The organism is Psychromonas sp. B3M02 (assembly GCF_003318165.1).
In the GTDB taxonomy this organism is placed as follows: domain Bacteria; phylum Pseudomonadota; class Gammaproteobacteria; order Enterobacterales; family Psychromonadaceae; genus Psychromonas.
In genome coordinates this window covers 70252-95342 of sequence record NZ_QOCB01000039.1, presented here as the reverse complement: position 1 = coordinate 95342, position 25091 = coordinate 70252, and the positions used below count along the sequence as shown (strand labels likewise).

Here is a 25091-nt window from a genome sequence, read left to right as displayed (position 1 = left end):
AGGCAAGGTGTGTAAGTGCGGCAACGTATTGAGCTAACTTGTACTAATTACCCGTGAGGCTTAACCATACAACACCTAAGTAGTGTTGTTATGTGACCAAGATAGTCAAAGAAGACGTTAAAATATAAGCGCTTGTGATAGCGTATTTACATAGTGCTGATTAGATAGAGCAAAAAACAAGAACATTAGAAAATCACTTTCCTAATTACAATTTATGCTTGGCGGCCATAGCGCTGTGGTACCACCTGATCCCATGCCGAACTCAGAAGTGAAACGCAGCTGCGCCGATGATAGTGTGGGGTCTCCCCATGTGAAAGTAGGTCATCGCCAAGCGCCTCATTAAACGAACCCTGTTGACTTACGTCGACAGGGTTTTTTTATGTCTGAAATTCGAGGATATAATACTTATCGTACTGACCTATTCTGTTTACGACACATCCTTTGACCTTGGGGCGCTGGCTTTAGCCTGCAGTGTCTTTGTGTTAATTTTGGTTTTAGCTTATGACATTAAAAATTAAATAATCATTAGCTTCTCCCATTTAGGGTATTAGCCGAATGTGGTCGTTTTCTGTGTTTAAGGAGCTGATTAATACTCACAATATCACTAAAAGCCAACACATTAAAACTGCAGGCTAAAGCCAGCGCCCCGAATATCAAGCTTCGCTTGATAGCTGTCGCATTGTTATGAGATCAGTGAAAGTGTTGAATTTTAATGTTGATGTAACGTATTTACGAAACATCTTTTGACCTTGGGGCGCTGCCTTTAGGCTGCTTCTTTTGATTTTAATGTTTTATGTTGTGAACTGTTTATTGGTTCGCTTCGCTCATCGAAACTAATACACATATGCGATAACTCGCATACTGGCAGGCTAAAAAAAGGGTGCGCAGAGCTTACCCGCTCATAGACTAACCTGACGGTTAATTCGCCCAGCGGCCCGAATATCAAGCTTCGCTTGATAGCTGTCGCAGTGTTATGCAATGAGCGAAGGTGTTGAGTTTTGAGGTAGGTAATTGACGAGTAACATTGTAAGTTACGACACATCTCCTAAGGGGCGCTGACTTTAGTCTGCAGTGTTTTGATTTTAATGTGTTGACCTTGGGCTCATTGGTCCAGTGCCCCGAGTATCAAGCAATGCTTAATTGCTGTCGCTACTCATTAAGCACTCATCATCGAAACTTCGAATCATTGTTTGAATCTTGTCATCTATTTAATTGTGCCCGATAGTTTAAGCATCAACATTTCTTGATTAGTATTGATATCAGAGAGTTAGAAAATGTCTATTTAGTAATAGCAACTTAAGCATTTAAACAATGTCTTATTATTCATTACTTTCTTAATACATTATTAAACATAGGTTTATTTTGCTAATTTTTAAATTTTTGGTAGATAGTATTAGGCTTTATAGAATGATCAGGGTATTAATGTATTGGTATTAAAGGGTAGTTATACCCATCACACTAAGTAACTGATCTATTTTACTTGTTAAAATAACTGACGCCTTCGTTGTGATTTTCGTTAATAGACTATTAACGAAGTTAATCGTCGAAAGGCTTAAATGACGCCTTGAACTAAGCCATTTTTCCTGCGCAAAATTGAGATCGCTTATTTAATACAATTGGTATTATATTGATAAGGAAATAGTTATGAAATCACTCATGCTTAGTCTAGTGGTTGTTTTGTGTTTATTGATTACAATGACCTTCTTTGAACCATTTCATTCAGAAGATGCTGCGCATGTAAATTCTCATAGTTCAAGTGATAAAAGTATTATTGGCAATGCATTTAAACAAGATGCTGCTTTGATCCGCAATACCTATGAATCTCAGTTATATACCTTATCTGCTTTCAAATCTGGCCACTATGGGCTGAGAATGTACCGTCAAAGCTTAGATGATAAATATGCGGCTGCTATTTGGTCTGATATGGCTCGAGTAGCCAGTCGTTTAAACTATTTTGCTAATGAAGTGAATACATCCGCGCAAATAACTGCTTATTCAGCAAAGCGCATTAATAATTATTTAGTAGATGCCAGTGAACGAAGTGTATTACGTTATCAGGTTACAAAAGCGATACCTGAATATTTGTACCTTGGTGTTGATTTATTAGGCTCTATGGCCCGTGCAAATGAGTATGGCTTGAAACATCAACAGGATGCTAAGTTAAGGGAAGTAATAGGTCGTTATGATTTTACTAACTATGCCACCAATCAGGAGATGATAAAGGCTTGGGCTGCACAGTTAGCTAATCAAGTATACTGGTTAAAGCAACTAGGTGAGCAGGATGTAACTGAAGAATTTATCGAAGCATTCAGAGAAACCTATCCAGATCATCAAGATCAGCAATTATCTGAACAACAGTTAATTAACAAAGTGTATGGTTTAACCCACATTATATTTGCTGCTTCAGCCTATTATCAATTTCCAATTAACGAGACCGATTTTCAATGGATCTATGATTATTATCGAAACAATATCGATATGATTATTGAGCGCACTAAAGAAGATGTGATTGCAGAAGTGGGTATTAATTTTTTACTTGCTGGTTTAGCTGACGATCCTGTTGTACTACAAACACAAAGTGTTATTCAAAAATCACTTGATAGAGAGCATGGGTTAGTACCTTCTGTAGATGGCGAGTTTGACCTTAAAAAAGGCGAACACCGTAATGTATTAGCAATTATGCTATTAGATTGGCAAGGTGTACATCAAGCGCCAACGGTGAATGCTCAACCTGATTTATTTAAGTCTGTGCCCTATGGTTTAGTTAATAAATAACGCTTCTAATCAAAACAAATAACAAGAAAGGTTTATATGAAATATAGCTTTAATGTAGAAGATGCTGGTCAGATATTTGTAGGGGCATTTGCGTTAGCGGTACCCGTTTCTTTTTCTGAAGAAGCATGGAAACTGGGTGAAACTTTACCCACACCTAACTTGTTAATGTTGTTGTTCTTATCCATTCTATTTTTAAGCCTTTATACCTATCACAGTGTTTTCCAAACTAATATTATTGAACGACGTTATGTCTTTGTTTTTCGCATTGTGATTGCTTATTTGATGACTGCTTTTGTCGTTGCACTGGTTTTATTGTGTCTTAATAAATTGCCATTCCTTGACTCTCCTTGGATAGCCATTAAACGTATTATCGTTATCAGTATGCCTGCATCGATGGGCGCAATTGTCGTAGATAGTTTCGATAAAGAGTAAGGAAACATTAACCTTACTCTACCTAAGTTATTACCAAGGGATACTTTTACCTTGCCAATCCACAAAGCTGACTTCACCGTCTAACTCACTGTTGTCTACTATGGCAAAAAGCTGTGAGGCAACAAACTCGCTAGTAAATAGTTTTCCTTCTGGTACATTCTTCTGAAATGGTTTAGATAAAGGGCTATCCGTTGTGCCAGGGTGAAATGAAATGAGCTTAATATTCTTAGCCGTTCTAGCAAGCTCAATGGCTGCGGTTTTTAACAACATATTCGTTGCTGCTTTAGAAGCTCGGTAGCTATACCATCCACCGATTTTATTATCAGCAATACTGCCTACTCTTGCGGAGAAAATAACAACTTTACAGGTTTCCTTACCAGATAAGTACGGCACGAGATTCTTCAGCCATAACATAGGTGTGATGGTATTAGCATTCATAACCTCAGTGAAACTATCCACATCAAAAGCCTGTAAGCGTTTCTCAGGGGTAATATGCTGGTTATGCAATAATCCATGACAGATAAAGACATTGGTTATCAGCGTCGCTTTATTTTCCTTAATCGAATCAATAGCTTCATTGATAGAGTACTCTTGATAATCAGCTAAAGTGATGACTTTACTGTTGCGGAATAGCGGTTGCAGATAAAAACTAGGATCACGAGTAATAACAATTAGTCCATTATTACTTTTATTGACTGTTTGTAACGCTAATGCTTTTGCTATTTCACTATTTGCCCCGATGATTAATGTCGTTGGGTTTGCCATAACAGGTTCCTTGTTCACAGTGTTTAATGCCTATACCAAAACGTTGGTAGATGAAATTTGAAATTGGCTGGCGATATTTAGCAACTAATAGATAAACTTGATGGGAGAGAGGTTTAATTATTGGCCATTGCAAAGGAGCAACTAACCAGCCTTTACCAACTAGTGTCCAAGCTCTATGGGTAACATCTAAACCTAAGAGTATTTTGCCTTGGTATTTGCCATGTAAAATAGCTAATCCTTGGTTAATATCGATCTCAGGATAAATAGTATTAAAATCCGATTGATGGAGATCCACGAGTAGGATTTGGTCTGCTTTATCCTGTTCCTTTAACCTTTGCATCTCTAAGCTGCATAGTGGACATTGCCCATCATAGAAAATAGTAAGCTGTTGCATATTCATTTCGACGCCTCTACTTGATGAAGTGGTGAATCTGGTTTAGCGTAGCTTAATCGGCTTAAACGTTGACTACTGTGGTAACTGTCTAACCCTGAAATAGCAACGGTCTGCAACGCCTCTATATCAATATACCCATCTTCTTTGATCGCACTCTCTTCGCATAATACATGGCTAATTTCACCAATCACCATCTGCGTATTATTAAGTGCGATAGGCAGTATCTCTTTTAATTTAACCACGAACTTTAAACTGCTTTCTTTGACAAAAGGGACATTATCAATATAACCACATTCAAGGCCAGCCATCTCAAATTCACTCTCTTCTATTGGATAACGTGCTGATGTTTGATGGGCTTGTTGGTAAAACGCCTCAGAGACTTGGTTAATGGTATAGACTTGAGTTTCAATAATATTATCTAGAGTGTGTCGTTGTCTTGTGTCTGGACGCATAATAAATCCCACTAACGCAGGAGAGGCACCCAAGTGAACAACAGAGCTGAATATGGCTACATTAGTGTTACCTTGCTTGTCTTGTGTGGCAATTAGGTTCGCGCTTTTAAATCCCGATAAACTGTTAATAAAACGCGCACGCTCTCGTGTTGGCATCTGTTTAATTTGTTGTTGTGTGAAATGTTGAATGGCGATAACAAGCCCCTAGCATCTATTTTTAATATTCAAAGATACGTTAATGCCTGAACTTAAGATCTACCACAGATAAAATTAACAGCTTGTTATGTTATCTTGATAGTCCTTTATAGCACTCTATAGGTGAACTAATGAAACGCATTTCTCTTTGTTTATTATTAACATCATTGGTTATCACTCCTTTTGCACAGGCAAGTAATACTGAAGGGGCTTCATTAGATCTCGCTCAGGTAACTTATGTACAAGCTACACAGAGCCAAAATGGGAGTTGGTGTTTTAATACTCAGGTGCATCATAACGACCAAGGCTGGGAACATTATGCTGATGCATGGCAAGTGTTGGATCTACAAGGTAATGTATTAGGTGAAAGAAAATTACTTCACCCTCATGATAATGAACAACCTTTCACACGCAGTTTGTGTAATGTTCAGATTAAACCTGAACTACAGAAAGTGGTGGTCCGTGCTAAATGTAATGAGCATGGCTGGGGTGATAAAACGGTAACGGTGAACTTATCAAGTGAAGCAGGAAAAGAGTTTAAGGTGATTCGAAATAATAAATAACTCGATAGCAGCGATGAGTTGGTTACCATCAAGTTATATAAAATAAGTGATTGGTATTATTTAGTGTGTTGCAATGTAAGGCTCTACGATTGCATTGTCTAAACTGTATGACATAGTGATCTTTTTATTGCCATCCACAAGATACAGGTCTTTCACTTCAGGTGTTATACGTAAAGTACCAGTGATCTTAATCGGCATAAAAGGTGAGCCAGCAGCAACAGGTGTTTTTGCTTTCACAAAAATCAACTGATTCGCTGGCGGCACAGGTTTATGAGAACAAGCGCCGATTGTTGGTACTAATAAAAACTCAGAAACTGTTCCTTTATCAAATTCTAGCGCAAGCATATAACCCGACATTTCAATTTCTCTATCAGCTAATAGATCATTGGTGATTAATGCTGCTTTCTCGCGTTTTTGAATGATGATTTCGCGTTGTTCAAACATATAATCAATATCGACATTCTCTGCTATTAATTGCGCTTTAGCATCTTCTGCTTCTTGTAACATTGCCTCTGTCAGATCGTAATCAGGGTATAAACGTTGCATCTCTGAAATACGTCCATACACAGAAAGATTATATAACTGTTCATCGGTTAAATCTGCAAAAGGGTCTTGGTAAGGTTCTACTTTACCTTCCAAGTCCTGCCATGTGATTTTCATTGGCTGGGCTTGCACCATGGAGGTCAAACCCAGCAATAAAGTGATTAAAAATAGTTTCTTCATAATTTCCTAAAACTTAATACTCATCCCATCTGATAATGAATATTTATAAATCAACCACCCTGGAATAAATGCGATCACTAAAGCACTTAGTTGGATGATTGCTAAGATAAACCAATCATTAGATGTGAGCATATTGATATCTAAATAGAAGCCATAATAGCTTGCTAATGGCGCCTGTAGCGTAAACAGAAGTAGGTAAAGTAATGCAACACCTAATAAAATACCAGCAAAACAAACAAAACCAGCTTCACCAATAATTAAACCAAAGATATGACCAGGTCTTGCTCCTACTGAGCGTAATATTGCCATTTCACGTCGACGCTCATTCAGACTCATTAAGATGATACTTAACATACCTAATAGCCCAACTAAGACAACAAAAACAGTAACAATGTTCAATGCGACTTCAGCAAGGCTAAAGAACTGCCATAACTCTTGAAGCGCAACGGCAGGAATAATCGCAGATAATGGCTCAGCTTGGTAGTTATTCACATAACTTTGCATGCTTAAAATCGCTTGAGGCGAAGTTAAACCAACAAAAATAGCATTGATTTTTTCTGGTTTTATTTTTAATAAGCGAGCAACACGTTGCTCTTGCGTATCTTGATGACCGTGGTGTGCATGGGCATCGTGGTCGGCATGCGCTGCTGCATCATGGTGTTCATGCTCGTCATGGTCAGCATGTTCTTCATGAATAGCTTCGTCATGATGTTCATGTTCATCGTGATCACTATGCGCTTGATGATTATCACTCGGTAGAATTTGTTCTCCAGGTAGTGCACCAAAGTGACCGTGATTATCAGTATGCATTGCTTCCATTGCTTCCAATGAAATAATTAATGTTTGGTCAATCGCAGTGAAAGAGGGTGCTAGGATGGCACTAATATAAAAAGGAATATTGTCATGATGATGACCTTCTATTTCACCGCCACCATGTGTCACGATCACTTGATCGCCAATGTTATAATTTAATTTTTTAGCAACTTCTGAGCCGATAACAACAGCAAACATATCATCATCAATTGCGCCTTTATCAACTTTTAAATGCTGTTTATTAGCAAAACTAAAGTAATCATAAAAGCTTAAATCAGTAGCCATTACCGTATAACCTTTATGAGAGTCACCCATTGATATAGGCACTGCCCACTCAACCGCAGGTGATTGGCTAATCTTTTTATAGGTATTGTATTGAATGGTGTTAGGAGTATTCCCAATATGGAAAACCGAACTTAATAGTAACTGTGATGATGCACCTCTAGAGCCTATGATTAAATCAGTACCAGAGATACTTTTCATAAAGCTGCTATTGGTTTCTGTTTTTAAGGTTTGTACACCTAGTAACAAGGTTACACTGATTGCAATTGAAAATAGGGTGATAAAAAATGTCAGTTTACGGTTAAGTAAGCTCTTAAAAGCTAATGATAAAATAGCCATTATAAGGCCTCCTTAATGCTAACCTGATTAAGTTCTTGAAGATTAATATGATGTGAGAAATGGTGTTTTAAAGTAGCATCGTGACTAACAAAAATTAACGTGATATTTTCTTTTTCGCACTCTTCAAAGAGTATTTTAATAAACACTTGGCGGTGGTCATTATCCAGTGCAGAGGTTGGCTCATCGGCAATAATAATATCCGGGCTACCTAACATCGCTCTTGCTGCTGCCACACGTTGCTGCTGACCGACACTTAACTCATTTACACTGCGTTTTATTAACGCTGGATCATTAATCCCTAATGCAGACAGCAAACGAATCGCTTCTTTTTGTAAACTGCCACTGCGGCTTAAGGCTTTCTGTTTACGGTCAATAGAGAAAGTACAAGGTAAAGTGATATTTTCTAAGACACTTAAATAAGGGATAAGATTAAATTGCTGAAAAATAAAACCAATATGATTGGCTCTAAAACTATCTTTTTGGCTTGAAGACATTTGGTTTAATGATTGACCGAGTATTTCAACCTCACCACTTTGCGGCGTGATAACACCACCCAATAAATTTAATAGTGTACTTTTACCACTTCCACTAGAGCCTTCAATAAAAAGGTGTTGGCCTTGTTCAATGCTGAGTGCATCGATATTAATAATGGGCTCTTTTTGCCATGCAAAACGTAAGTTATTTATATTGATCATATTTCTCTCATTTATTTAAATATAGTCAAACATCATTTTGTTACAATATAACAATAATCCGGTCATAACATAACGAAATTTAAAAATTTTACGAGATACTTGTGTCAGATAAGGGAATAGTTAAGCATAGGCAAAAATAGTCAGTCATTTGTTATATTAAATATATCTGTCACAGAGACTATTTTTAGCAAGTTGTTGAATAATAGATCTTAGTCAAAATCATTAAGTAATACAAAAGAATCACTTTGTTTGAACTTATAGGACGTTTATACTGATTTTAACTGCACAAGTATTAACCCTACTTGCCGCTAATCAACCATAAACTTATCAAACCATTGTGAGAGTATTTTATGTCAACTGAAGCATTAACGAGTGTACAAATTAATGAACTAGCTCAAGCACTATCAAGTGCACGTAAAGAGATTCGTATTGTAGAAGGTTTTCCAGGGCCTATTCCGAACACCCTAAAAGAAGCTTATCAAGTACAAGACGCCTCTATCGAAGCTTTAGATCAAGAAATCGTTGGTTGGAAAGTAGGCATGATACCACCTGATTTGCGCGATACATTAGGTGATGTACGTGTACTAGGTCCGGTTTTTAAAGATGTACATATTGAATTAACTGAAAAGCAAGCAACTGGTGAAGCATTCGACCTACCTGTTTTTGCTGGTGGTTTTATTGCTATTGAGCCTGAGTTAGTAGTAGAAATTAACCAAGAGATTAAACCTGGTAGTATCAATACTGCTGATGGTGTGACTCATTTAGTTAAAGCCGTTTATGCCGGTATCGAAATGGCAAGCAGCCCTGTGGTGGACTTAAATAGTTACGGCCCAACGGCAATTATTTCAGATATTGGTAACCAATACGGTGTGATCGTAGGCACTGCTATTGAAGATTGGGAAAATGCGATCACTAAGATGGAAACCAGCACTAGCATCAATGGTGAGTTAATTAACACAGCAGCTACAGATGGTATTTTAAATGGTCCTATGTCTGCATTAGCCTTTATGATCGACTGTTGTGCTGAGCGTGGCATCACACTGCCTGCAGGTTCAATTTGTAGCACAGGTGCAATTACTGGTGTGCATGAAGCATTAGTAGGCGCAACATCTACAGTGAAATTTGGCGATGTATGTGAAATGAACTTCACACTAGTAGATAATACTAAAAGCTAAAATACTCCTCGAATAGAGAAACAGGTAAAGCGATCTTATTAGATCGCTTTTTTTATGCCATTTCCAAAGCTAATTAACAAATACTGCCACCTTGAAAGTCAATATCTTGCTTATGGCTAACAATCGCTTGTGCCGCCGCCGCTAATCCTTCAACAATTAAATCTAAAGATAAAGTCGGTTTGGAACCGTCAATAGCTTGCTCTGACATAAGTGGAATATGCACAAAACCGTGGCCAATAGTGGAGTTGCGTAAATAATGTTGCACACCGTAAAAAAGATGATTACAGACATAAGTACCTGCAGTGCTTGATACCTGTGCTGGAATACCTTTATCTTGAATCGCTTTGGTCATTGCTTTAATCGGCAAAGTTGAAAAGTATGCCGCAGGTCCATCTGCAACGACTGGCTGATCGGTAACTTGATTACCTTCATTATCTGGAATGCGGTAATCATCAAGATTAATGGCGATACGTTCAGGGGTGATTGCGGTACGTCCGCCAGCTTGTCCAACGGTCATCACAAAGTCTGGTTTGTGTTGTTCAATGGCTGCAATTACAGTATCAATCGATTTTTGATGAACCACTGGCACTGAACAAGTAATAATTTTTGCACCCTCAATAGGTGTGCTTTCTAATCGTGTAATAGCCTCAAGTGCTGGATTGATTTTTTCACCACCGAAAGGTTCAAATCCTGTAATAAGTATAGTTTTCATGATTAACCTTAAAATGCTAAGAAGTAGATAAGGAACGTATTAATGGCAAGCATTAATAGGGCTGGGAAAAATTGCATGTAAATCACTTGGTTTTTATTTTGTAATTCTAATAATGCAGCGGGCACAATATTAAAGTTAGCGGCCATCGGTGTCATTAATGTCCCACAATAACCAGATAACATACCAATCACACCTATGATGATTGGGTCGCCTGATTGCTCTATCATCAACAAAGGGATAGCGACACCTGTTGTGATCACGGCAAAAGCAGCAAATGCATTACCCATAATAATAGTAAATAGTGCCATTCCACATGTGTAACAAAGTACATAAGCAAATAAGTTGCTATCGGGCACGATCTCTTTCACTATTTGTGACACAGTATTCCCCACACCCGCTTCACCAAATAAATAACCTAATGCAGCTAGAAATTGCGATAAAATAGCAGCCCAACCAATCGCATCAATAAGGCGACGTCCTTCATGTAAACTTTGCTGTGCTTTGCCTTTGGTGATCATTAACGCAACGATTAATGCGAGTAAAGCACTGATCCCTAATCCTATTAATGCGCTGGTACCAGTAAACTTAGACCACATGATGGTACCAATAGGCACGATTAACGCAGGAATGAACATTTTATTTTTTAGTTTATCCGCACTGGCTGTACGAAATGCTGGGTCAGAGTGGCGATAATTACCTATTCCCATAAAGCCACCTGCAGCAATCAAGGTTAAAGCTAATACCATTAAGCCGATAAACCAATCAGGTAAGACAGTACCTAAAATAAAGGATAAGCCGTAAATTAACCAAAATAAGCCAGTGCCAATACGTTTGCTATTACTAGTATCTACAAAGGTTTGTAGTGAAAAGGCAATTAAGAGTAAGCCTGTTGCTTGATATACATATTCTAACATTGCTCTTTCTCCACAGTTGCATTGGCATTATCGATTTGGCGTTGCTGTAACTTAGCAAATATATAAAAGATAAATATGGAGGCAAAAGCGGTTGGCAGCGCCCAGTAATACATCTCATCCAGCTCCATGGCATAACCGCTTTCATTTAATACACCTTTGATAAGTAACAACCCGCCACTACCAATAAACAATAATTGGCTGAAGAAATTAGCAAAGTTTTCACTCATTGCACTAAAAGCTCTAACACGTAAGCCTTCCTTAACTGGTAAGTCTGGATTATCAGTTACTGCAGCAGCCTCGGCCATTGGTGCAATTAATGGACGAACCATAGTAGGGTGACCACCTAGGCTTAAACCAATAGCATTGGTCACCTTACGAAGTAATAAGTAACTTAATGTGACCTTACTAACGGATGATTTTTTCATGGAGGAGATTAACGATTCAGCTCGTTCTTTTAAGCCATAATGCTCTAACAAACCAATCATGGGTAAAATAAGTATAAATAACGACATATATCTATTTTTAGTAAATGAAGCGCCTAATATAGATAGGATCTCGATAAGATCTAAATGTGCAACTAAACCTGTCACCACTCCTGCGACTAGAATCACCAGTAACGTATTAAGCCTAAAAGCAAAGCCTATCGTAATAATAGCAATGCCGATCAATGGCCATAAATCGATCATAATATTGTCCCTAATATAAAGTGTTTGTTGAAACTCAAAGTTTGAATTTTTAGTTGGTTTACATTTTGTGTTTATATTGAATGCAAAATGCGTGTAAATTGTATTTAGCATATACTGAGCCAATATTCTTGTTTGTGATAGATCTTTTTTTGATCCTGATAAATAGATGCTTGAGCGGTCACAAATTACTTATTTAACAGAAATTGATTAAGCAAAGCTGTTTTTTATTGCACTAATTTGGGGCTTAACGCACTACTTTGGTTTGTTTTTAGACTTAAGGAGAGCCTGTTATTTTAATGTTTTACTTTTAAAAAAGGGGGAGATGAAAATAGAAAATTAAATTTAGTTGTTATTAAACAATTATTTAGATTTTATTCTTGAAGGGAGAACTCAAGGTCAAGTATCAATCTTTGAAAATGGTACGAACCATGCATTTTACGAATCATTGGATATATTGAATGTAATTTACGCGTAATATGTATTTACGTTGATTTTGTAAGTTAATAAAGGATAAGGATGATCTATGAAACAATTTATTAAAATGGCTGCATTAACAGTGGCGGTTTGTACCTCTGTAACAGCAAATGCAGCAACACGTTGGGATATGGCAACACCTTATGTTGATGCAACACACCATACACAAAATATTCGCCAGTTTGCTGAAGAAGTAAAAACAGCAACAGATGGTGAATTTGAAATTATTGTGCATGCCGGCGCTTCTTTAATTAAACATAAAGAGATACCAAGAGCAGTGCGTACACAACAAGTACCAATCGGTGAAGTCTTTATCGGCATCTTAGGTAATGAAGACCCTATTTATAAATTGGATAACCTACCATTTTTAGCAACAAACTTTACGCAAGCTAAAAAGCTATATGAAGTGTCTAAATCAGCGCTACAAGCTAAGTTAGATAAAAAAGGGATGATGCTTTTGTATTCTGTGCCTTGGCCTCCACAAGGTTTATATAGTAAAGAACCAATCAATAACATCGCTGATTTTAAAGGTGCCAAGCTACGTGCCTATAGCTCTACTTTATCACGTCTTGCGATTTTATTAGAAGCCTCACCAACAACAGTACAATCAGTAGAAATTCCACAAGCCTTTTCAACGGGCATTATTGATATGATGATCACTTCACCAACAACAGGTGTGAGTAGCCAATCTTGGGATTACGTCAATAACTACACTGACGTACAAGCGTGGATCCCTAAAAATATGGTGATTGTTAATAAACGTGCATTTAAACGTTTAGACAAATCTTTCCAACAAGCATTATTAACTGCCGCAGCCACTGCAGAACAGCGCGGTTGGGAAATGGCAATGAATGAAACAACCAGTAAAACTCAAGAGCTAGCAGCGAAAGGCATGAAGGTCGTTGAGCCAACGCCTGAACTAATGGAGTCACTGAAAGCCATTGGTGATGATATGGCTAAAGAATGGGCTGAAGAAGCAGGAGAGGAAGGTAAAGCACTATTAAGTGAATACCACTAGTCACTTACTTTTATGATGATAACGACCTAGTTATCTTCTTAGCTCAGGATTAGATAATCTAATTCTGAGCAGTATTATCAAGATCATAGGAGTTAGCGCTATGCGTTCCTTTTTAGATAAACTTTATCTGTGTTCCGGTGCATTATCGGGCATATGTATTATTGCTATCTGTTGTATTATTTTGGCCCGTGTTATTGGTCGTTGGCTGGGTATCGAAGCACCTTCTAGCGATGATTTTGCAGGTTTCTTATTAGCCGCGGCAACTTTTTTAGGGCTAGCTTATACCTTCCGTGAAGGCGGGCATATTCGCGTAAGTCTATTTACATCTCGCTTACCAACTGCCGTTAATAAATTCATTGAAAGAGTCATCTTATTTTTAGGTTGTGGCTTAATTTTGTATCTATGCTGGCAACTTATCTACTTAGTGTATGAATCCTATATTTTCGATGAGCTTTCTTCTGGTTACATTGCCGTGCCACTCTGGTTAGTACAATTACCTTTAGCGATTGGCATGATTATTTTCAGTGTCGCCATTATTGACCAAACTATTTGTCATTTACTGTTTGATCAAGCTCTTCCAAAATCTGAAGAAGAAGCGCTGAGTGAAAGTGCGCCTATCGACCTTAATGTATCATCAGCCGCGGAGAGTAAGTCATGAATGAGATAACAATTGGATTCATATTATTAGCTGTTTTATTTGCATTGTTGGCCAGTGGCTTTTGGATTGCCTTTACTTTAATTGCTGTTTCATTTGCAGGATTAATGCTGTTAGGAAATGATAATTTTGGTTTGTTATATAGTACATCAACGTGGGGTGCCGTCTCTGATTGGTCATTAGCGGCATTACCATTATTTATTTGGATGGGGGAAATCCTGTTCAGAACACGATTGTCAAAAGATCTCTTTGAAGGTTTAACCCCCTGGTTAAGCCGAGTACCAGGGCAATTATTGCATGTAAATATCTTAAGCTGTGGCATTTTTGCTGCTGTATCTGGCTCATCGGCTGCAACGGCAGCGACTATCGGAAAAATGACGCTACCTGAATTAAAGCGTCAGGGGTACGATGATAAAATGGCCATTGCAACACTAGCTGGCTCAGGAACTTTAGGACTATTAATACCCCCTTCAATTATTTTAATTGTTTATGGTGTTGCAGCAGAAGTCTCCATTGGCCGTTTATTTATGGCAGGCGCATTACCTGGTCTGATGTTAGTTATCATGTTTATGGGCTATACCGCGTTTTGGGCTATGCGTCGAAAGGGTCATAAAACACAACAAGCAACACACTATTCATGGGCACAAAAGCTACGTTCATTAACGCGTTTAATACCTGTTAGTGCATTAATTATTTTCATCATTGGTTCTATTTATGCTGGTTTAACAACACCAACAGAAGCAGCGGCTTTTGGTGTACTTGGTTCTTTAGTGCTCGCACTTGGTAGTCGTTCATTAAGCTTAAACAGCTTTATTGAAAGTTTAATGGGCGCAGTTAAAACCTCTTGTATGATCACCTTTATTCTTGCTGGTGCTGCTTTCTTAACCATGGCGATGGGCTTTATTGGTTTGCCTAGAATGCTAGCTGAGAATATTGCGTTATTAGATCTTTCTCCTTATATGCTGTTATTTTTGATGACCATTATGTTCGTTATTCTTGGTTGCTTCTTGGATGGAATATCAGTTGTGGTATTAACCACATCAGTGGTCTTACCCATGGTGATTGAAGCGGGTATTGACCCACTGTGGTTTGGTATTTATATCGTATTAGTGGTGGAAATGTCACAAATTACCCCACCGGTTGGCTTTAATCTGTTTGTTATTCAAAGTTTAACTGGGCGAAATATTTTCTTTGTTGCTAAAGCGGCTTTACCCTTCTTCCTATTATTAGTTGTCGCAGTGTTTATAGTCACAGTCTTTCCTGAGATTGTTACTTGGTTACCAAACTCGATGTCGAGAGGATAAAAAATGAATAAAAAACCAGAATATGTACCGATTTTATCGTCCGCTCATTTAGTGGGTAAAAATGGCCAAGCCTTAAGTGAGTTCGAATACGGTTTAACCATGGTTAACAATGCTTTCCAACGTTGGATGCAGTCATGTAGTAATGCCTGTGAACAACACAATTTAAGCCCATTAGATAACTTGGTTATCCATAATATATTTCATCGAGAGCGAGCAAAACGTATCACCGATGTCGCTTTTACTTTAAATATAGATGATACACATAACGTCTCTTACTCGGTGAGAAAGTTAGTAAAAAGTGGCATGTTGACCCATGAAAAACGCGGTAAAGAAACCTTCTACAGCGTGACAGAGTTAGGTAAAAAATATTGTTTAGAGTATGCGGAGGTGAGAGAGAAGTGCCTTATTCAAGCACTAGAACATCTCTCTATTGACGATTCATTAGGTGAAGTGGCAAAACTCATGCGAACGCTGTCGGGTGTCTATGCGCAAGCTTCAAGATCGGCAAGTTCTCTTTAATAGTTGGTAAGGAGTAAATGATGCTTATAAATTGTGACATGGGTGAAAGCTTTGGTATCTGGGAGTTAGGACAAGACCAAACGATTATGCCTTTTATCGATATGGCGAATATTGCCTGTGGAATGCATGCTTCTGACCCCAGTGTGATGTTAGAGACGGTTCGCTGTGCTAAAGCACACAATGTTAAAATTGGCGCGCATCCTGGGTATAACGACTTACAAGGTTTTGGTCGCCGCTTTATTGAAATGCCATTGCCTGAATTACAAGCCTTGTTTATTTACCAACTTGGTGCATTACAAGGTATTTGCCAAAGTGAAGGTGTTCAGCTGAGTTATGTCAAGCCACATGGGGCTTTATATAACGCGATGATGAAATCCGATGCTATTTTTATGGCATTAATGGAAGCGTTAGCTAAATACGATAACAGCTTACCGTTTATGGCGATGGCGGTTCCTGATTATCAACGCTACCAAGAGATAGCGGCACAACATAACATTAGCCTTTTATTCGAAGCTTTTGTTGACCGTACTTATCAGCAGGATGGTCGTTTAACTCCAAGAAGTCAGTCAGGCGCTTGTCATAGTGATTTACAGTCTATCTGTGACCAAGCAATGCAACTAGTGGAGCAACAAAGTGTGTTGAGTATTGATAATGTCGAAGTGCCTATTAAAGCTGATACATTATGTATACATGGTGATGGGACGCTTGCAGTTGATGTTGCAAAGGCATTATATCAACGACTTAAAAATGTAAGTGAAAGCGCTGAGAATGTTTCATGAAAATTAACTTGGTTAATGAAAACAGTGTGATCATCTATTTCTCAGATGCTGTCAGTATCGAAACTGCGGATCGCATTGCTTATGCTTGTCACTTGTTACGAAACGGACTATCGACAATGTTGTCAGATATCGTGCCCTCCTATACCTCGATTTTATTAAGCTGTAATTTACGTAAAACAGGGCTACAAGGGTTTGTCTTGGAGGTGAAGAAAGTCCTTGAGCAAATAGAAGCACATAATATTGAAACCCCTGCTGCCAAACAGATCACATTACCTGTTTATTACGGAGAAGAGGTTGCCTTAGACCATGCACAGATCAGCGAACATGCTGGTTTATCTTTTTCTGAAGTAGTGAAGTTACATACTTCCGAATGCTATCGAGTATTTGCCATTGGTTTTGCCCCAGGTTTTGCTTATTTAGGTAATACACCAGAATCAATTAAGATGCCGCGTAAAATGACCCCAAGAACCAAAGTGCCTAAAGGTAGTGTCGCTATTGCAGACCAACAAACGGCAGTTTACCCTCGAACCTCACCCGGTGGCTGGCAAGTGATTGGCCGTACTCCGGTTAACCTATTAGACTTTTCTCAAGATAATTTAAGTCAATTCTCGGTAGGCGAACAAGTACGTTTTGAAGCCATTGACCGCGCTACTTTTTTGGCAATGGGTGGCGAGCTGTAACGTGAATAAAATGGACAGAGTATGACATTACATATCAAACAAGCTGGAGTGTTGAGCTTGTTACAAGATCTTGGTCGTTATGGACATCAAGATGTTGGCGTAACGCCCGGTGGTCCGATGGACAGCCATGCATTTCATTGGGCAAATAAATTACTAGATAACCCAGCTAATTCCGCACAAATAGAGATAACCATGGGGCCTTTCCAAGCCCACTTTCAAGCAGAAACCTCTTTCAGTGTGTGCGGTGCAGATGTGGAATTGAAGCTCAATGGCATAAGTCTTTCACCTTGGCGTTCATGGCAGGCACAAAAGGGTGATCTATTAGAAATAGGTTATCCAAGTAAAGGGTTACGTAGTTATCTTGCCGTTGCTGGTGGTTTTCAAGTATCTGAAACTTTAGGCAGTGCTAGCAGCGTGGTACGTGACCAATTAGGTGGTTTAGACCAGCAAGGCCATAAATTGAGTGATGGTGATGTTATTCCGTATCAAAGCGTAAAACGTCATTACACACGGACAGTGACAACCCAGTTTATTCCTGATTTTAACAAGATGATTCGATTAGGAGTCTTACCTACTTATCAATTCCACGAGTTCAGTCATGCCGCAAGAAGAACATTGTTTAATGAATTATATACGGTGACGCCTGAAATGGATCGAATGGGTTATCGTCTAAAAGGCAAAGCGATAGAAGTTAAACAACAAAACTTCATCTCAGAAGGGATCGTGTTAGGTGCAATTCAAATCCCAGCCAATGGTCAGCCAATCGTATTAATGCGTGATAGGCAAACTATAGGTGGTTATCCAAAAATAGGTTGCATCTGCCAACGCGACTTAAACTTACTAAGCCAAGCCACACCAGGCACCAAGATTCAATTCTTCGAACAAGACCTATACCAAGCCGAAGCAGAATTACAACAAACACAACAGTACTTTTTTGAAGGTGAGTAAAAAGGGTAAGGTAAAAAGATAAAAGATAAAAGATAAAAGATAAAAGTAAAAAGGTAAAAGAAGCAGGCTGAAAAAAGGAATCGCAGAGCTCTTCCGCTCATAACACTAGGATGTCGCCTAATTCGCCCAGCGCCCCAAGGTCAAAAGATGTTTCGTAAATACGTTACATCAACATTAAAATTCAACACTTTCACTCATCTCATAACAGAGCGACAGCTATCAAGCGTAGCTTTATACTCGGGGCGCTGGCTTTAGCCTGCCCGTATGCGAGTTATCGCATTTGTGTATTGGTTTCGATGAGCGAAGCGAACTAATAAGCAATTCAAAACATAAAACACAAAAATCAAAAGAAGCAGCCTAAAGGCAGCGCCCCAAGGTCAAAAGATGTTTCGTAACTTTAATAGATTCTTCGTGATAGCAAGGTCAAAGGATGTTTCGAAATTTTAATAGATTCTTCGTGATAGCAAGGTCAAAAGATGTTTAGCAACTTTGATAGATTCTTCGTGATAACAAGGTAAAAAAGTGATTCGTTATAGCAAAGTCAAAATATAACGTAGCTTCGATAGATAAAGCTACGTTATATTTTACTGTATACCATTTACTCAATGGTGATGAATAGCGTCAGCGATTAAGCTAACCATAACCTTAAGCTACAAACTCTTCGATTTGAATGCGTTGTATGACGGTTTCTTGTTTCTCGTCTAAGATGCTTTGCACTTCTGGTAAACAGCTGCCGCAACCTGTACCGGCGCTGGTACATTCTTTAATGCTATCGATGGTTGAACAACCGTCTTCGATAATGGCGTTGGTAATCGTATTGATGCCCACTTGTTTACAGGCACAGATGATCTTACCTTGAGCAAGTTTACCTTCTACCACACCTGAAATAAGTGTCTGTTCGATACTGCCATCTAAAGGCATATCTAATACACTCTGTAACCAATCTAAGGAGTGATTGGTGAGCTTATCCGACGCTATGTAAGCATTATTTAGTTGATTTTCCTGAATAAATGCATAGCGATATAACATCTGTTGCGTGCTATCTGTGCTAGCAAACTGCAAGGTTTTACCTGACTCATTACTTAACAGAGCTTCAAGCGAGGCAGCTAGTTCAGAAGGTAAACGCTCATCGGCAATGCGGTATAAATAACCCTGTTCAACTTTCTGTTTCACCCAATAATCAAACTCGTCAAAATCAAGTTGAGTACGCGTTAACAACATAGCTTCACTCTGATATTGCCATTTCTTGATATTAGCCTGTGTTGATTTTAAAGCAGGTTGACCAGAAACAGGGTCAGTATCATCATTGACTAAGTTACATACATTAGCAGTTTTAGCTGTTTGTCTGTTCCAGTGAATTGGTGTGAATATCTGCCCAACATTTTGTTGCTTAGTAATTAAGGCTCTGACTAGCATAGCTCCCTGCGGGCTATTGATGGCAACTAAGTTATTATCTTCAATCGCTAATGGTGAGGCATCATCAGGATGAATCGCGACAAAAGGCTCAGTAATATGCGCGGCTAAACGGCTCGATAAACCAGTTCTGGTCATAGTATGCCATTGGTCACGAATACGTCCGCTGTTTACAATCAGAGGGTATTTAATTAATGATTTTTCAGAGACCTTCGCCTTGATACTCGATGAAACAGAAACAAACTGCGCTTTTTTAGAGGCAGTGAAGAATTGTTTATCGGCAAATAAACGCTGTTGAATAATCTCTGTTTGCAACTCAGTCACTGGCCATTGTTGTGGGGTTAACTGACTATAACCTTTAGCATCAAGTTGCGTTAACCCAATCAAGTTTAAATCTCGGTTACGTCCATCTTCATTATCTAAGGTGGTCATCTTGGCAAATTCAGCAAACACTTCGCCTTCATGCAAAAAGTTAAAAGCCTCTTCAAATCCCATACGTTTTGCCACTTCACTCATGATCCACCAGTCAGGCTTAGCAACACCTGGACTAGAGAGTAAACGCCTTTGCCTTGAAATACGGCGTTCAGAGTTAGTCACTGTGCCTGATTTTTCACTCCAACCTTGCGCAGGTAAAAGCACATCTGCATATTCAGTGGTTGCTGTCTCTGCAATGCAGTCAGACACCACTACAAAGGGACATTTCTCTAGGGCTTCTCTGACTTTATTGCTATTAGGGATGCTGACGACTGGATTAGTCGCCATGATCCAAACCGCTTTAATTTTGCCTTGATGCATCTGGTCAAATAGATCCACGGCTTTTAAGCCAGGTTTAGTGGCTAAAGTATTCGTTCTCCAAAAATCGCTAATCAAGTGATTAGCATGATCATCACCAAACTCCATATGCGCTGCTAGCGTATTAGATAAGCCACCAACTTCGCGGCCACCCATGGCATTGGGTTGTCCAGTTACAGAGAATGGGCCCATACCAGGTTTGCCTATACGGCCAGTGGCGATATGGCAATTAATAATACTGTTTACCTTGTTACTGCCTTGTGTGGATTGGTTAACACCTTGAGAAAAAATAGTGATCGCTTTTTCTGTGTTTGCAAACTGTTCAAAAAACTGAGAAATATGCTGTTCATTCACTGCTAACGTTTCAGCTAATGCTTGAATGCATTGTGCATCTTGTTGAGCACTACTTAATGCGGCTTCAAATCCTTCACTGTGATTGTCGATATAGGCTTTATCGATTTTATTATGGGTAACAAGGTAAGAGAGTAAACCGTTAAATAGCGCCACATCGGTTTCTGGTCGAATGGGTAAATGTAAATCGGCAATGGAACAAGTATCTGTTTCACGAGGGTCAATCACCACAATAAATAGATTATCACGCTGAGCTTTCTGTTTTTTCAAACGTTGAAATAACACTGGGTGACACCACGCTAAGTTAGATCCCGTGATCACTACTAGTTCAGCAGTATCAAGGTCTTCATAACAGCCTGGAACTGTATCACTACCAAAACCGCGCTTGTGCCCAGCTACGGTGGAGGACATACATAAGCGCGAGTTAGTATCAATATTACCGCTACCGATAAAGCCCTTCATTAATTTATTTGCGACGTAATAATCTTCGGTTAATAGCTGTCCTGATACATAAAAAGCCACGGAGTCAGGACCATGTTCAGCAATGGTTTGTGAGAATTGTTCTGCAACATGTTGCAGGGAAGTTGGCCAATCTGTTTCCGTTCCGTCAATGGAAGGGTGCAGTAAACGTCCTTCGTGGGTAACGGTTTCACCTAGTGCTAATCCTTTTGAACATAGGTCACCATAATTGGCTGGGTGGGATTTATCACCACGTATTGTTAATTCTCCAGAGGCTTGTAATTGCGCTTCAATACCACAGCCTACTCCACAATAAGCACAGGTTGATTTAGTCCATAAATCTTTACTTTGAGTCATTTTGTCTCTCTTTGATAACAATTAGCGCTATCACCAATGCTAGATGATAGGGAATACACACAATAATCTAACTGTTATGAATGTCCGGTTGATATCTATTTAAATAGTTACAGTACTTTTACAGCAAAGAGCAGACCAATTAGTGGTGCTTTTTCTACATACTAAAAAATAATCTTAAATGTTCTTTAAAATCAATGGCTAAAGTTCAACTTAAAACAGCTATATAAAGAAGAAAAAATTAAATGAATTAATAACAAAAGAAATATCGCACCATCTTGGTGCCTTGCGCACTAGAACTTCACATTTTTTTAACAAAATGGTGGTAAGGCATACACCTTGATTAAGGTCTTGTCCAAGTGGTCATTGCTAAGGTGTTGAATAATATAAGTTATTATTTTTATTGTTTTTTATTTATTTTTTGGCGTTTTCTTTGCAACGTAATTATTAAGCCGCTTATCCGGGCAAATAAGCGAAAGTAACAATATAATGTTAAAAGGATGTAAAAAGCTATGAGCAAGCAACGTGTTATTGTCGTCGGTAACGGCATGGTGGGACATAAGTTTATCGATACCATTATTGGTAGTGATAACCACAATTTTGAGGTGATCACTTTTTCTGAAGAATCCCGCCTAGCATACGACCGCGTACAATTAAGTTACTTCTTTTCAGGTAAAACAGCTGATGACCTCGCATTAACAGATGCTGCGTATTACGAAGAAAATGGTATTAAGTTTGTTTTAAATGACAAAGTCGTAGATTTAGATTTCCCAAACAAAAACGTTATCACTGCAAGCGGCCGCGTAGAAAGCTACGATAAATTAGTATTGGCAACTGGCTCTTTCCCTTTTGTTCCTCCAATCCCAGGTAATGACCAAGAACATTGTCATGTTTATCGTACTATTGATGACCTAGAAAATATCACTGAATCAGGTAAAACCAGTAAAGTTGGTGTGGTGATCGGTGGTGGTTTATTAGGCCTAGAGGCTGGTAATGCACTGGTTAATCTGGGTGTAGAAACACACATTGTAGAATTTGCTCCACGCTTAATGGCTGTTCAGCTAGACGACGGCGGTGGTGCATTATTAAAACGCAAAATTGAAGAATTAGGCGTACAAGTACATACACAGAAAGCAACCACTGAAATAGTCGCGGGTGAGCAATGTCGTTACCGCATGAACTTTGCGGATGGCTCATTCTTAGAGACCGATATGATCATCTTCTCTGCGGGTATTCGCCCTCAAGATGAACTAGCGCGTAGCTGTGGTATTGCCATTGGTGAGCGTGGCGGAATTGTAATCAACAATCACTGTCAAACTAATATTGATGACGTGTATGCCATTGGTGAATGTGCCCTGTGGGAAAACTTTATCTTCGGTCTAGTTGCTCCGGGTTACCAAATGGCAAAAGTCGCTGCAGCACATATGCAAGGTGACAAAGAAACCGAGTTTACTGGTGCAGACATGAGTACCAAGTTAAAACTGTTAGGTGTAGACGTAGCGAGTATTGGTGAAGTACACGGTCAAACACCTGGCGCGCAATCTTATACTTACCATGATGAAATCGAACAAGTTTATAAACGTTTAATCGTATCAGCTGATGGTAAGAAAATGGTTGGTGCAGTATTAGTGGGCGATGTAGAAGCTTACGGTACTTTACTGCAACTAAAATTAAACGATATGGATTTACCGGCTAATCCAAGTGTCTTAATTCTACCTGCTGCTGGTGGTGAAGAAGCTGCTGGAATGGGCGTCGATGCGTTACCTGATACCGCTGCAATTTGTTCATGTTTTGATGTATCAAAAGGTGATATCAAAGAAGCCGTTGCAGCTGGTTGTTGTAGCATGGGTGACCTAAAAGAGTCGACAAAAGCCGCGACAGGTTGTGGTGGTTGTTCAGCATTAGCGAAACAAGTGTTAGACAGCGAATTAGCCAGTCTAGGTTTTGAAGTAAACAAAGATATCTGTGAACATTTTGCATACTCACGTCAAGAATTAGCCGACATCATTCGTGTTAAACGCATCAAAACGTTTTCTGCTCTATTAGCGGAATGTGGTTCAGGTATCGGTTGTGAAATTTGTAAACCAGCCGTGGCAAGTATCCTTGCTTCTTACTGGAATGATTACGTATTAGAAGACGAACACGTTGGTTTACAAGATACCAATGATAACTACCTTGGTAACATGCAAAAAGATGGCACTTACTCAGTAGTTCCACGTATGCCAGGCGGTGAAGTGACACCAGATGGTTTGATTGCTATCGGTCAAATAGCGAATGAATTTAACCTTTATACCAAAGTAACGGGCGGCGCTCGTGTGGATCTTTTTGGTGCACAGTTACATCAACTGCCGACGATTTGGAAAAAACTAGTGGACGCGGGTTTTGAAACTGGTCATGCCTACGGAAAATCGTTACGTACTGTTAAATCTTGTGTGGGTGATACTTGGTGTCGCTACGGAGTGAAAAACAGTATTGGTTTTGCGATAGAGCTAGAGAATCGCTACAAAGGTTTACGCTCACCACATAAAGTGAAGTTCGGTGTGTCGGGTTGTACCCGTGAATGTGCTGAAGCACAGGGTAAAGACTTTGGCTTGATCGCAACTGATGGTGGCTGGAACTTATACTTCGGTGGTAATGGTGGTATGCGTCCTCGTCATGGAGACCTATTTGCATCTGATTTAACCGATGAGCAAGTACGTACTTACATTGACCGAATCTATATGTTCTACATTCGCACCGCTGATCGTTTACAACGTACATCAGTGTGGTTAGAAAACTTAGAAGGCGGTATCGAATACTTACGTAAAGTAGTGGTTGATGACTCGCTTAACATCAATGCAGAGCTAGAAGCAGAGATGCAAAACAACATTGCGCATTACCAATGTGAATGGAAAACTACCATTGAAAGTCCTGAAAAACTGAAACGTTTCAAACACTTTATTAACAGTCAGGAACAAGATTCTGGTCTAGTTTATAAAATTGTTAGGGGGCAACGTTTCCCGCTAGAGAAAGAAATTGAAGTTACAGAATTAGTTTAATAGGGATAAGAAAATGGAAACATCAAACACAACATGGACAAATATCTGCGCAGCAAATGATTTAACACCTAACGCAGGTATTTGTGCTTTATATAACGAGCAGCAAGTGGCTATCTTCTTATGTAAACAAACGAATAACGTCTATGCCGTTGCTAATTACGACCCATTTGGCGGTGCCAATGTGTTATCACGTGGTTTAATTGGTTCAACGCAAGATATTATCTATGTTGCCTCTCCTCTGTACAAACAGCGTTTTAATTTATCAACTGGTGAGTGTTTAGATTCACCTGATCATAAATTAAAAACCTACAACGTACGTATCGAGAATGATCAAGTTCAGCTAAAAGAAGCGTCTTAATCAGATCATTACATCAGCCTACACCTAACAAGTT

The 25091-nt window shown here is 39.0% G+C and carries 23 protein-coding genes and 1 rRNA gene; 14 read left to right on the top strand and 10 right to left on the bottom strand.

Annotation, left to right across the window (positions count from 1 at the left end; translation table 11 throughout):
• Positions 1–217 precede the first annotated feature (217 nt).
• The 3 genes from rrf (at position 218) to DS885_RS05705 (ending at position 3207) form a co-directional block, all read left to right on the top strand.
• Positions 218–333, top strand: a 5S ribosomal RNA gene (gene rrf / locus DS885_RS05715).
• Positions 334–1644: 1311 nt separating this feature from the next.
• Positions 1645–2775 (top strand): DUF3541 domain-containing protein, encoded by a 1131-nt coding sequence (locus tag DS885_RS05710; RefSeq protein ID WP_113818440.1) that lies wholly within the window; start codon positions 1645–1647, stop codon positions 2773–2775.
• A 36-nt stretch (positions 2776–2811) separates the two neighbouring features.
• The gene (locus tag DS885_RS05705; RefSeq protein ID WP_113818439.1) at positions 2812–3207 is read left to right on the top strand and encodes a DUF2391 family protein; all 396 of its coding nucleotides are present in this window, start codon (positions 2812–2814) and stop codon (positions 3205–3207) included.
• Between the two features lie 30 nt (positions 3208–3237).
• Here the strand turns inward: DS885_RS05705 and DS885_RS05700 are convergent, their stop codons facing one another.
• Genes DS885_RS05700 through DS885_RS05690 form a run of 3 tightly spaced genes read right to left on the bottom strand, consistent with a single transcriptional unit; the run spans position 3238 to position 4974 of the window.
• Positions 3238–3972, bottom strand: a complete 735-nt coding sequence (locus DS885_RS05700) for an SDR family NAD(P)-dependent oxidoreductase (RefSeq protein ID WP_113818438.1) — start codon at positions 3970–3972, stop codon at positions 3238–3240.
• The gene (locus DS885_RS05695) at positions 3935–4372 is read right to left on the bottom strand and encodes a thiol-disulfide oxidoreductase DCC family protein (protein ID WP_258546850.1); all 438 of its coding nucleotides are present in this window, start codon (positions 4370–4372) and stop codon (positions 3935–3937) included. The genes DS885_RS05700 and DS885_RS05695 overlap by 38 nt, the downstream gene beginning before the upstream one ends.
• Positions 4369–4974: a flavin reductase family protein gene (locus tag DS885_RS05690; RefSeq protein ID WP_113818437.1), complete on the bottom strand. Its 606-nt coding sequence runs from the start codon at positions 4972–4974 to the stop codon at positions 4369–4371. Before DS885_RS05690 ends, DS885_RS05695 begins: the two co-directional genes overlap by 4 nt.
• Positions 4975–5144: 170 nt before the next feature.
• Here DS885_RS05690 and DS885_RS05685 point away from each other — a divergent pair, with 170 nt between their 5' ends.
• Positions 5145–5576 (top strand): hypothetical protein, encoded by a 432-nt coding sequence (locus DS885_RS05685; protein ID WP_113818436.1) that lies wholly within the window; start codon positions 5145–5147, stop codon positions 5574–5576.
• 60 nt (positions 5577–5636) lie between these two features.
• Here DS885_RS05685 and DS885_RS05680 read toward each other — a convergent pair whose 3' ends face one another.
• Genes DS885_RS05680 through DS885_RS05670 form a run of 3 tightly spaced genes read right to left on the bottom strand, consistent with a single transcriptional unit; the run spans position 5637 to position 8428 of the window.
• A complete protein-coding gene (locus tag DS885_RS05680) occupies positions 5637–6299 on the bottom strand; it encodes a DUF3299 domain-containing protein (protein WP_113818435.1) in 663 nt (220 codons plus the stop codon).
• A gap of 6 nt (positions 6300–6305) precedes the next feature.
• Positions 6306–7733: an ABC transporter permease gene (locus tag DS885_RS05675; RefSeq protein ID WP_113818434.1), complete on the bottom strand. Its 1428-nt coding sequence runs from the start codon at positions 7731–7733 to the stop codon at positions 6306–6308.
• A complete protein-coding gene (locus DS885_RS05670) occupies positions 7733–8428 on the bottom strand; it encodes an ABC transporter ATP-binding protein (protein WP_113818433.1) in 696 nt (231 codons plus the stop codon). Before DS885_RS05670 ends, DS885_RS05675 begins: the two co-directional genes overlap by 1 nt.
• Positions 8429–8778: 350 nt before the next feature.
• Here DS885_RS05670 and DS885_RS05665 point away from each other — a divergent pair, with 350 nt between their 5' ends.
• Positions 8779–9603: a 2-keto-4-pentenoate hydratase gene (locus DS885_RS05665; protein WP_113818432.1), complete on the top strand. Its 825-nt coding sequence runs from the start codon at positions 8779–8781 to the stop codon at positions 9601–9603.
• A gap of 73 nt (positions 9604–9676) precedes the next feature.
• Here the strand turns inward: DS885_RS05665 and pcp are convergent, their stop codons facing one another.
• Genes pcp through DS885_RS05650 form a run of 3 tightly spaced genes read right to left on the bottom strand, consistent with a single transcriptional unit; the run spans position 9677 to position 11915 of the window.
• Positions 9677–10315: a pyroglutamyl-peptidase I gene (gene pcp, locus DS885_RS05660; RefSeq protein ID WP_113818431.1), complete on the bottom strand. Its 639-nt coding sequence runs from the start codon at positions 10313–10315 to the stop codon at positions 9677–9679.
• An 8-nt stretch (positions 10316–10323) separates the two neighbouring features.
• Entirely contained in the window at positions 10324–11229 is a 906-nt protein-coding gene (locus DS885_RS05655) for a DUF979 domain-containing protein (RefSeq protein WP_113818430.1), read from the bottom strand.
• Positions 11223–11915 (bottom strand): DUF969 domain-containing protein, encoded by a 693-nt coding sequence (locus tag DS885_RS05650; RefSeq protein WP_113818429.1) that lies wholly within the window; start codon positions 11913–11915, stop codon positions 11223–11225. Before DS885_RS05650 ends, DS885_RS05655 begins: the two co-directional genes overlap by 7 nt.
• 523 nt (positions 11916–12438) lie before the next feature.
• On the opposite strand from DS885_RS05650, the gene DS885_RS05645 reads away from it, so the two are divergent.
• The 7 genes from DS885_RS05645 (at position 12439) to DS885_RS05615 (ending at position 18292) form a co-directional block, all read left to right on the top strand.
• The gene (locus tag DS885_RS05645; protein WP_113818428.1) at positions 12439–13407 is read left to right on the top strand and encodes a TRAP transporter substrate-binding protein; all 969 of its coding nucleotides are present in this window, start codon (positions 12439–12441) and stop codon (positions 13405–13407) included.
• Between the two features lie 100 nt (positions 13408–13507).
• Positions 13508–14065, top strand: coding sequence for a TRAP transporter small permease (locus DS885_RS05640; RefSeq protein ID WP_113818427.1), 558 nt, complete (start codon positions 13508–13510; stop codon positions 14063–14065).
• Positions 14062–15366, top strand: a complete 1305-nt coding sequence (locus tag DS885_RS05635; protein ID WP_113818426.1) for a TRAP transporter large permease — start codon at positions 14062–14064, stop codon at positions 15364–15366. The genes DS885_RS05640 and DS885_RS05635 overlap by 4 nt, the downstream gene beginning before the upstream one ends.
• 3 nt (positions 15367–15369) lie before the next feature.
• On the top strand, positions 15370–15885 hold the full coding sequence (locus DS885_RS05630; protein WP_113818425.1) for a winged helix DNA-binding protein: 516 nt from the start codon (positions 15370–15372) through the stop codon (positions 15883–15885).
• 20 nt (positions 15886–15905) lie between these two features.
• On the top strand, positions 15906–16664 hold the full coding sequence (locus DS885_RS05625; protein WP_113818424.1) for a 5-oxoprolinase subunit PxpA: 759 nt from the start codon (positions 15906–15908) through the stop codon (positions 16662–16664).
• Positions 16661–17344 (top strand): 5-oxoprolinase subunit PxpB, encoded by a 684-nt coding sequence (pxpB, locus tag DS885_RS05620; protein WP_113818423.1) that lies wholly within the window; start codon positions 16661–16663, stop codon positions 17342–17344. Before DS885_RS05625 ends, pxpB begins: the two co-directional genes overlap by 4 nt.
• Before the next feature lie 21 nt (positions 17345–17365).
• A complete protein-coding gene (locus tag DS885_RS05615; RefSeq protein ID WP_113818422.1) occupies positions 17366–18292 on the top strand; it encodes a biotin-dependent carboxyltransferase family protein in 927 nt (308 codons plus the stop codon).
• Between the two features lie 645 nt (positions 18293–18937).
• Here DS885_RS05615 and DS885_RS05610 read toward each other — a convergent pair.
• Positions 18938–21664 carry a nitrate reductase gene (locus DS885_RS05610; protein ID WP_113818421.1) on the bottom strand — a complete coding sequence of 909 codons (2727 nt, stop codon included), beginning with the start codon at positions 21662–21664 and terminating at the stop codon, positions 18938–18940.
• A gap of 509 nt (positions 21665–22173) precedes the next feature.
• Here DS885_RS05610 and nirB point away from each other — a divergent pair.
• Both nirB and nirD read left to right on the top strand, forming a co-directional pair.
• Positions 22174–24699, top strand: a complete 2526-nt coding sequence (nirB, locus tag DS885_RS05605) for a nitrite reductase large subunit NirB (RefSeq protein ID WP_113818420.1) — start codon at positions 22174–22176, stop codon at positions 24697–24699.
• 13 nt (positions 24700–24712) lie between these two features.
• Entirely contained in the window at positions 24713–25057 is a 345-nt protein-coding gene (gene nirD, locus DS885_RS05600) for a nitrite reductase small subunit NirD (protein WP_113818419.1), read from the top strand.
• Positions 25058–25091: the final 34 nt, after the last annotated feature.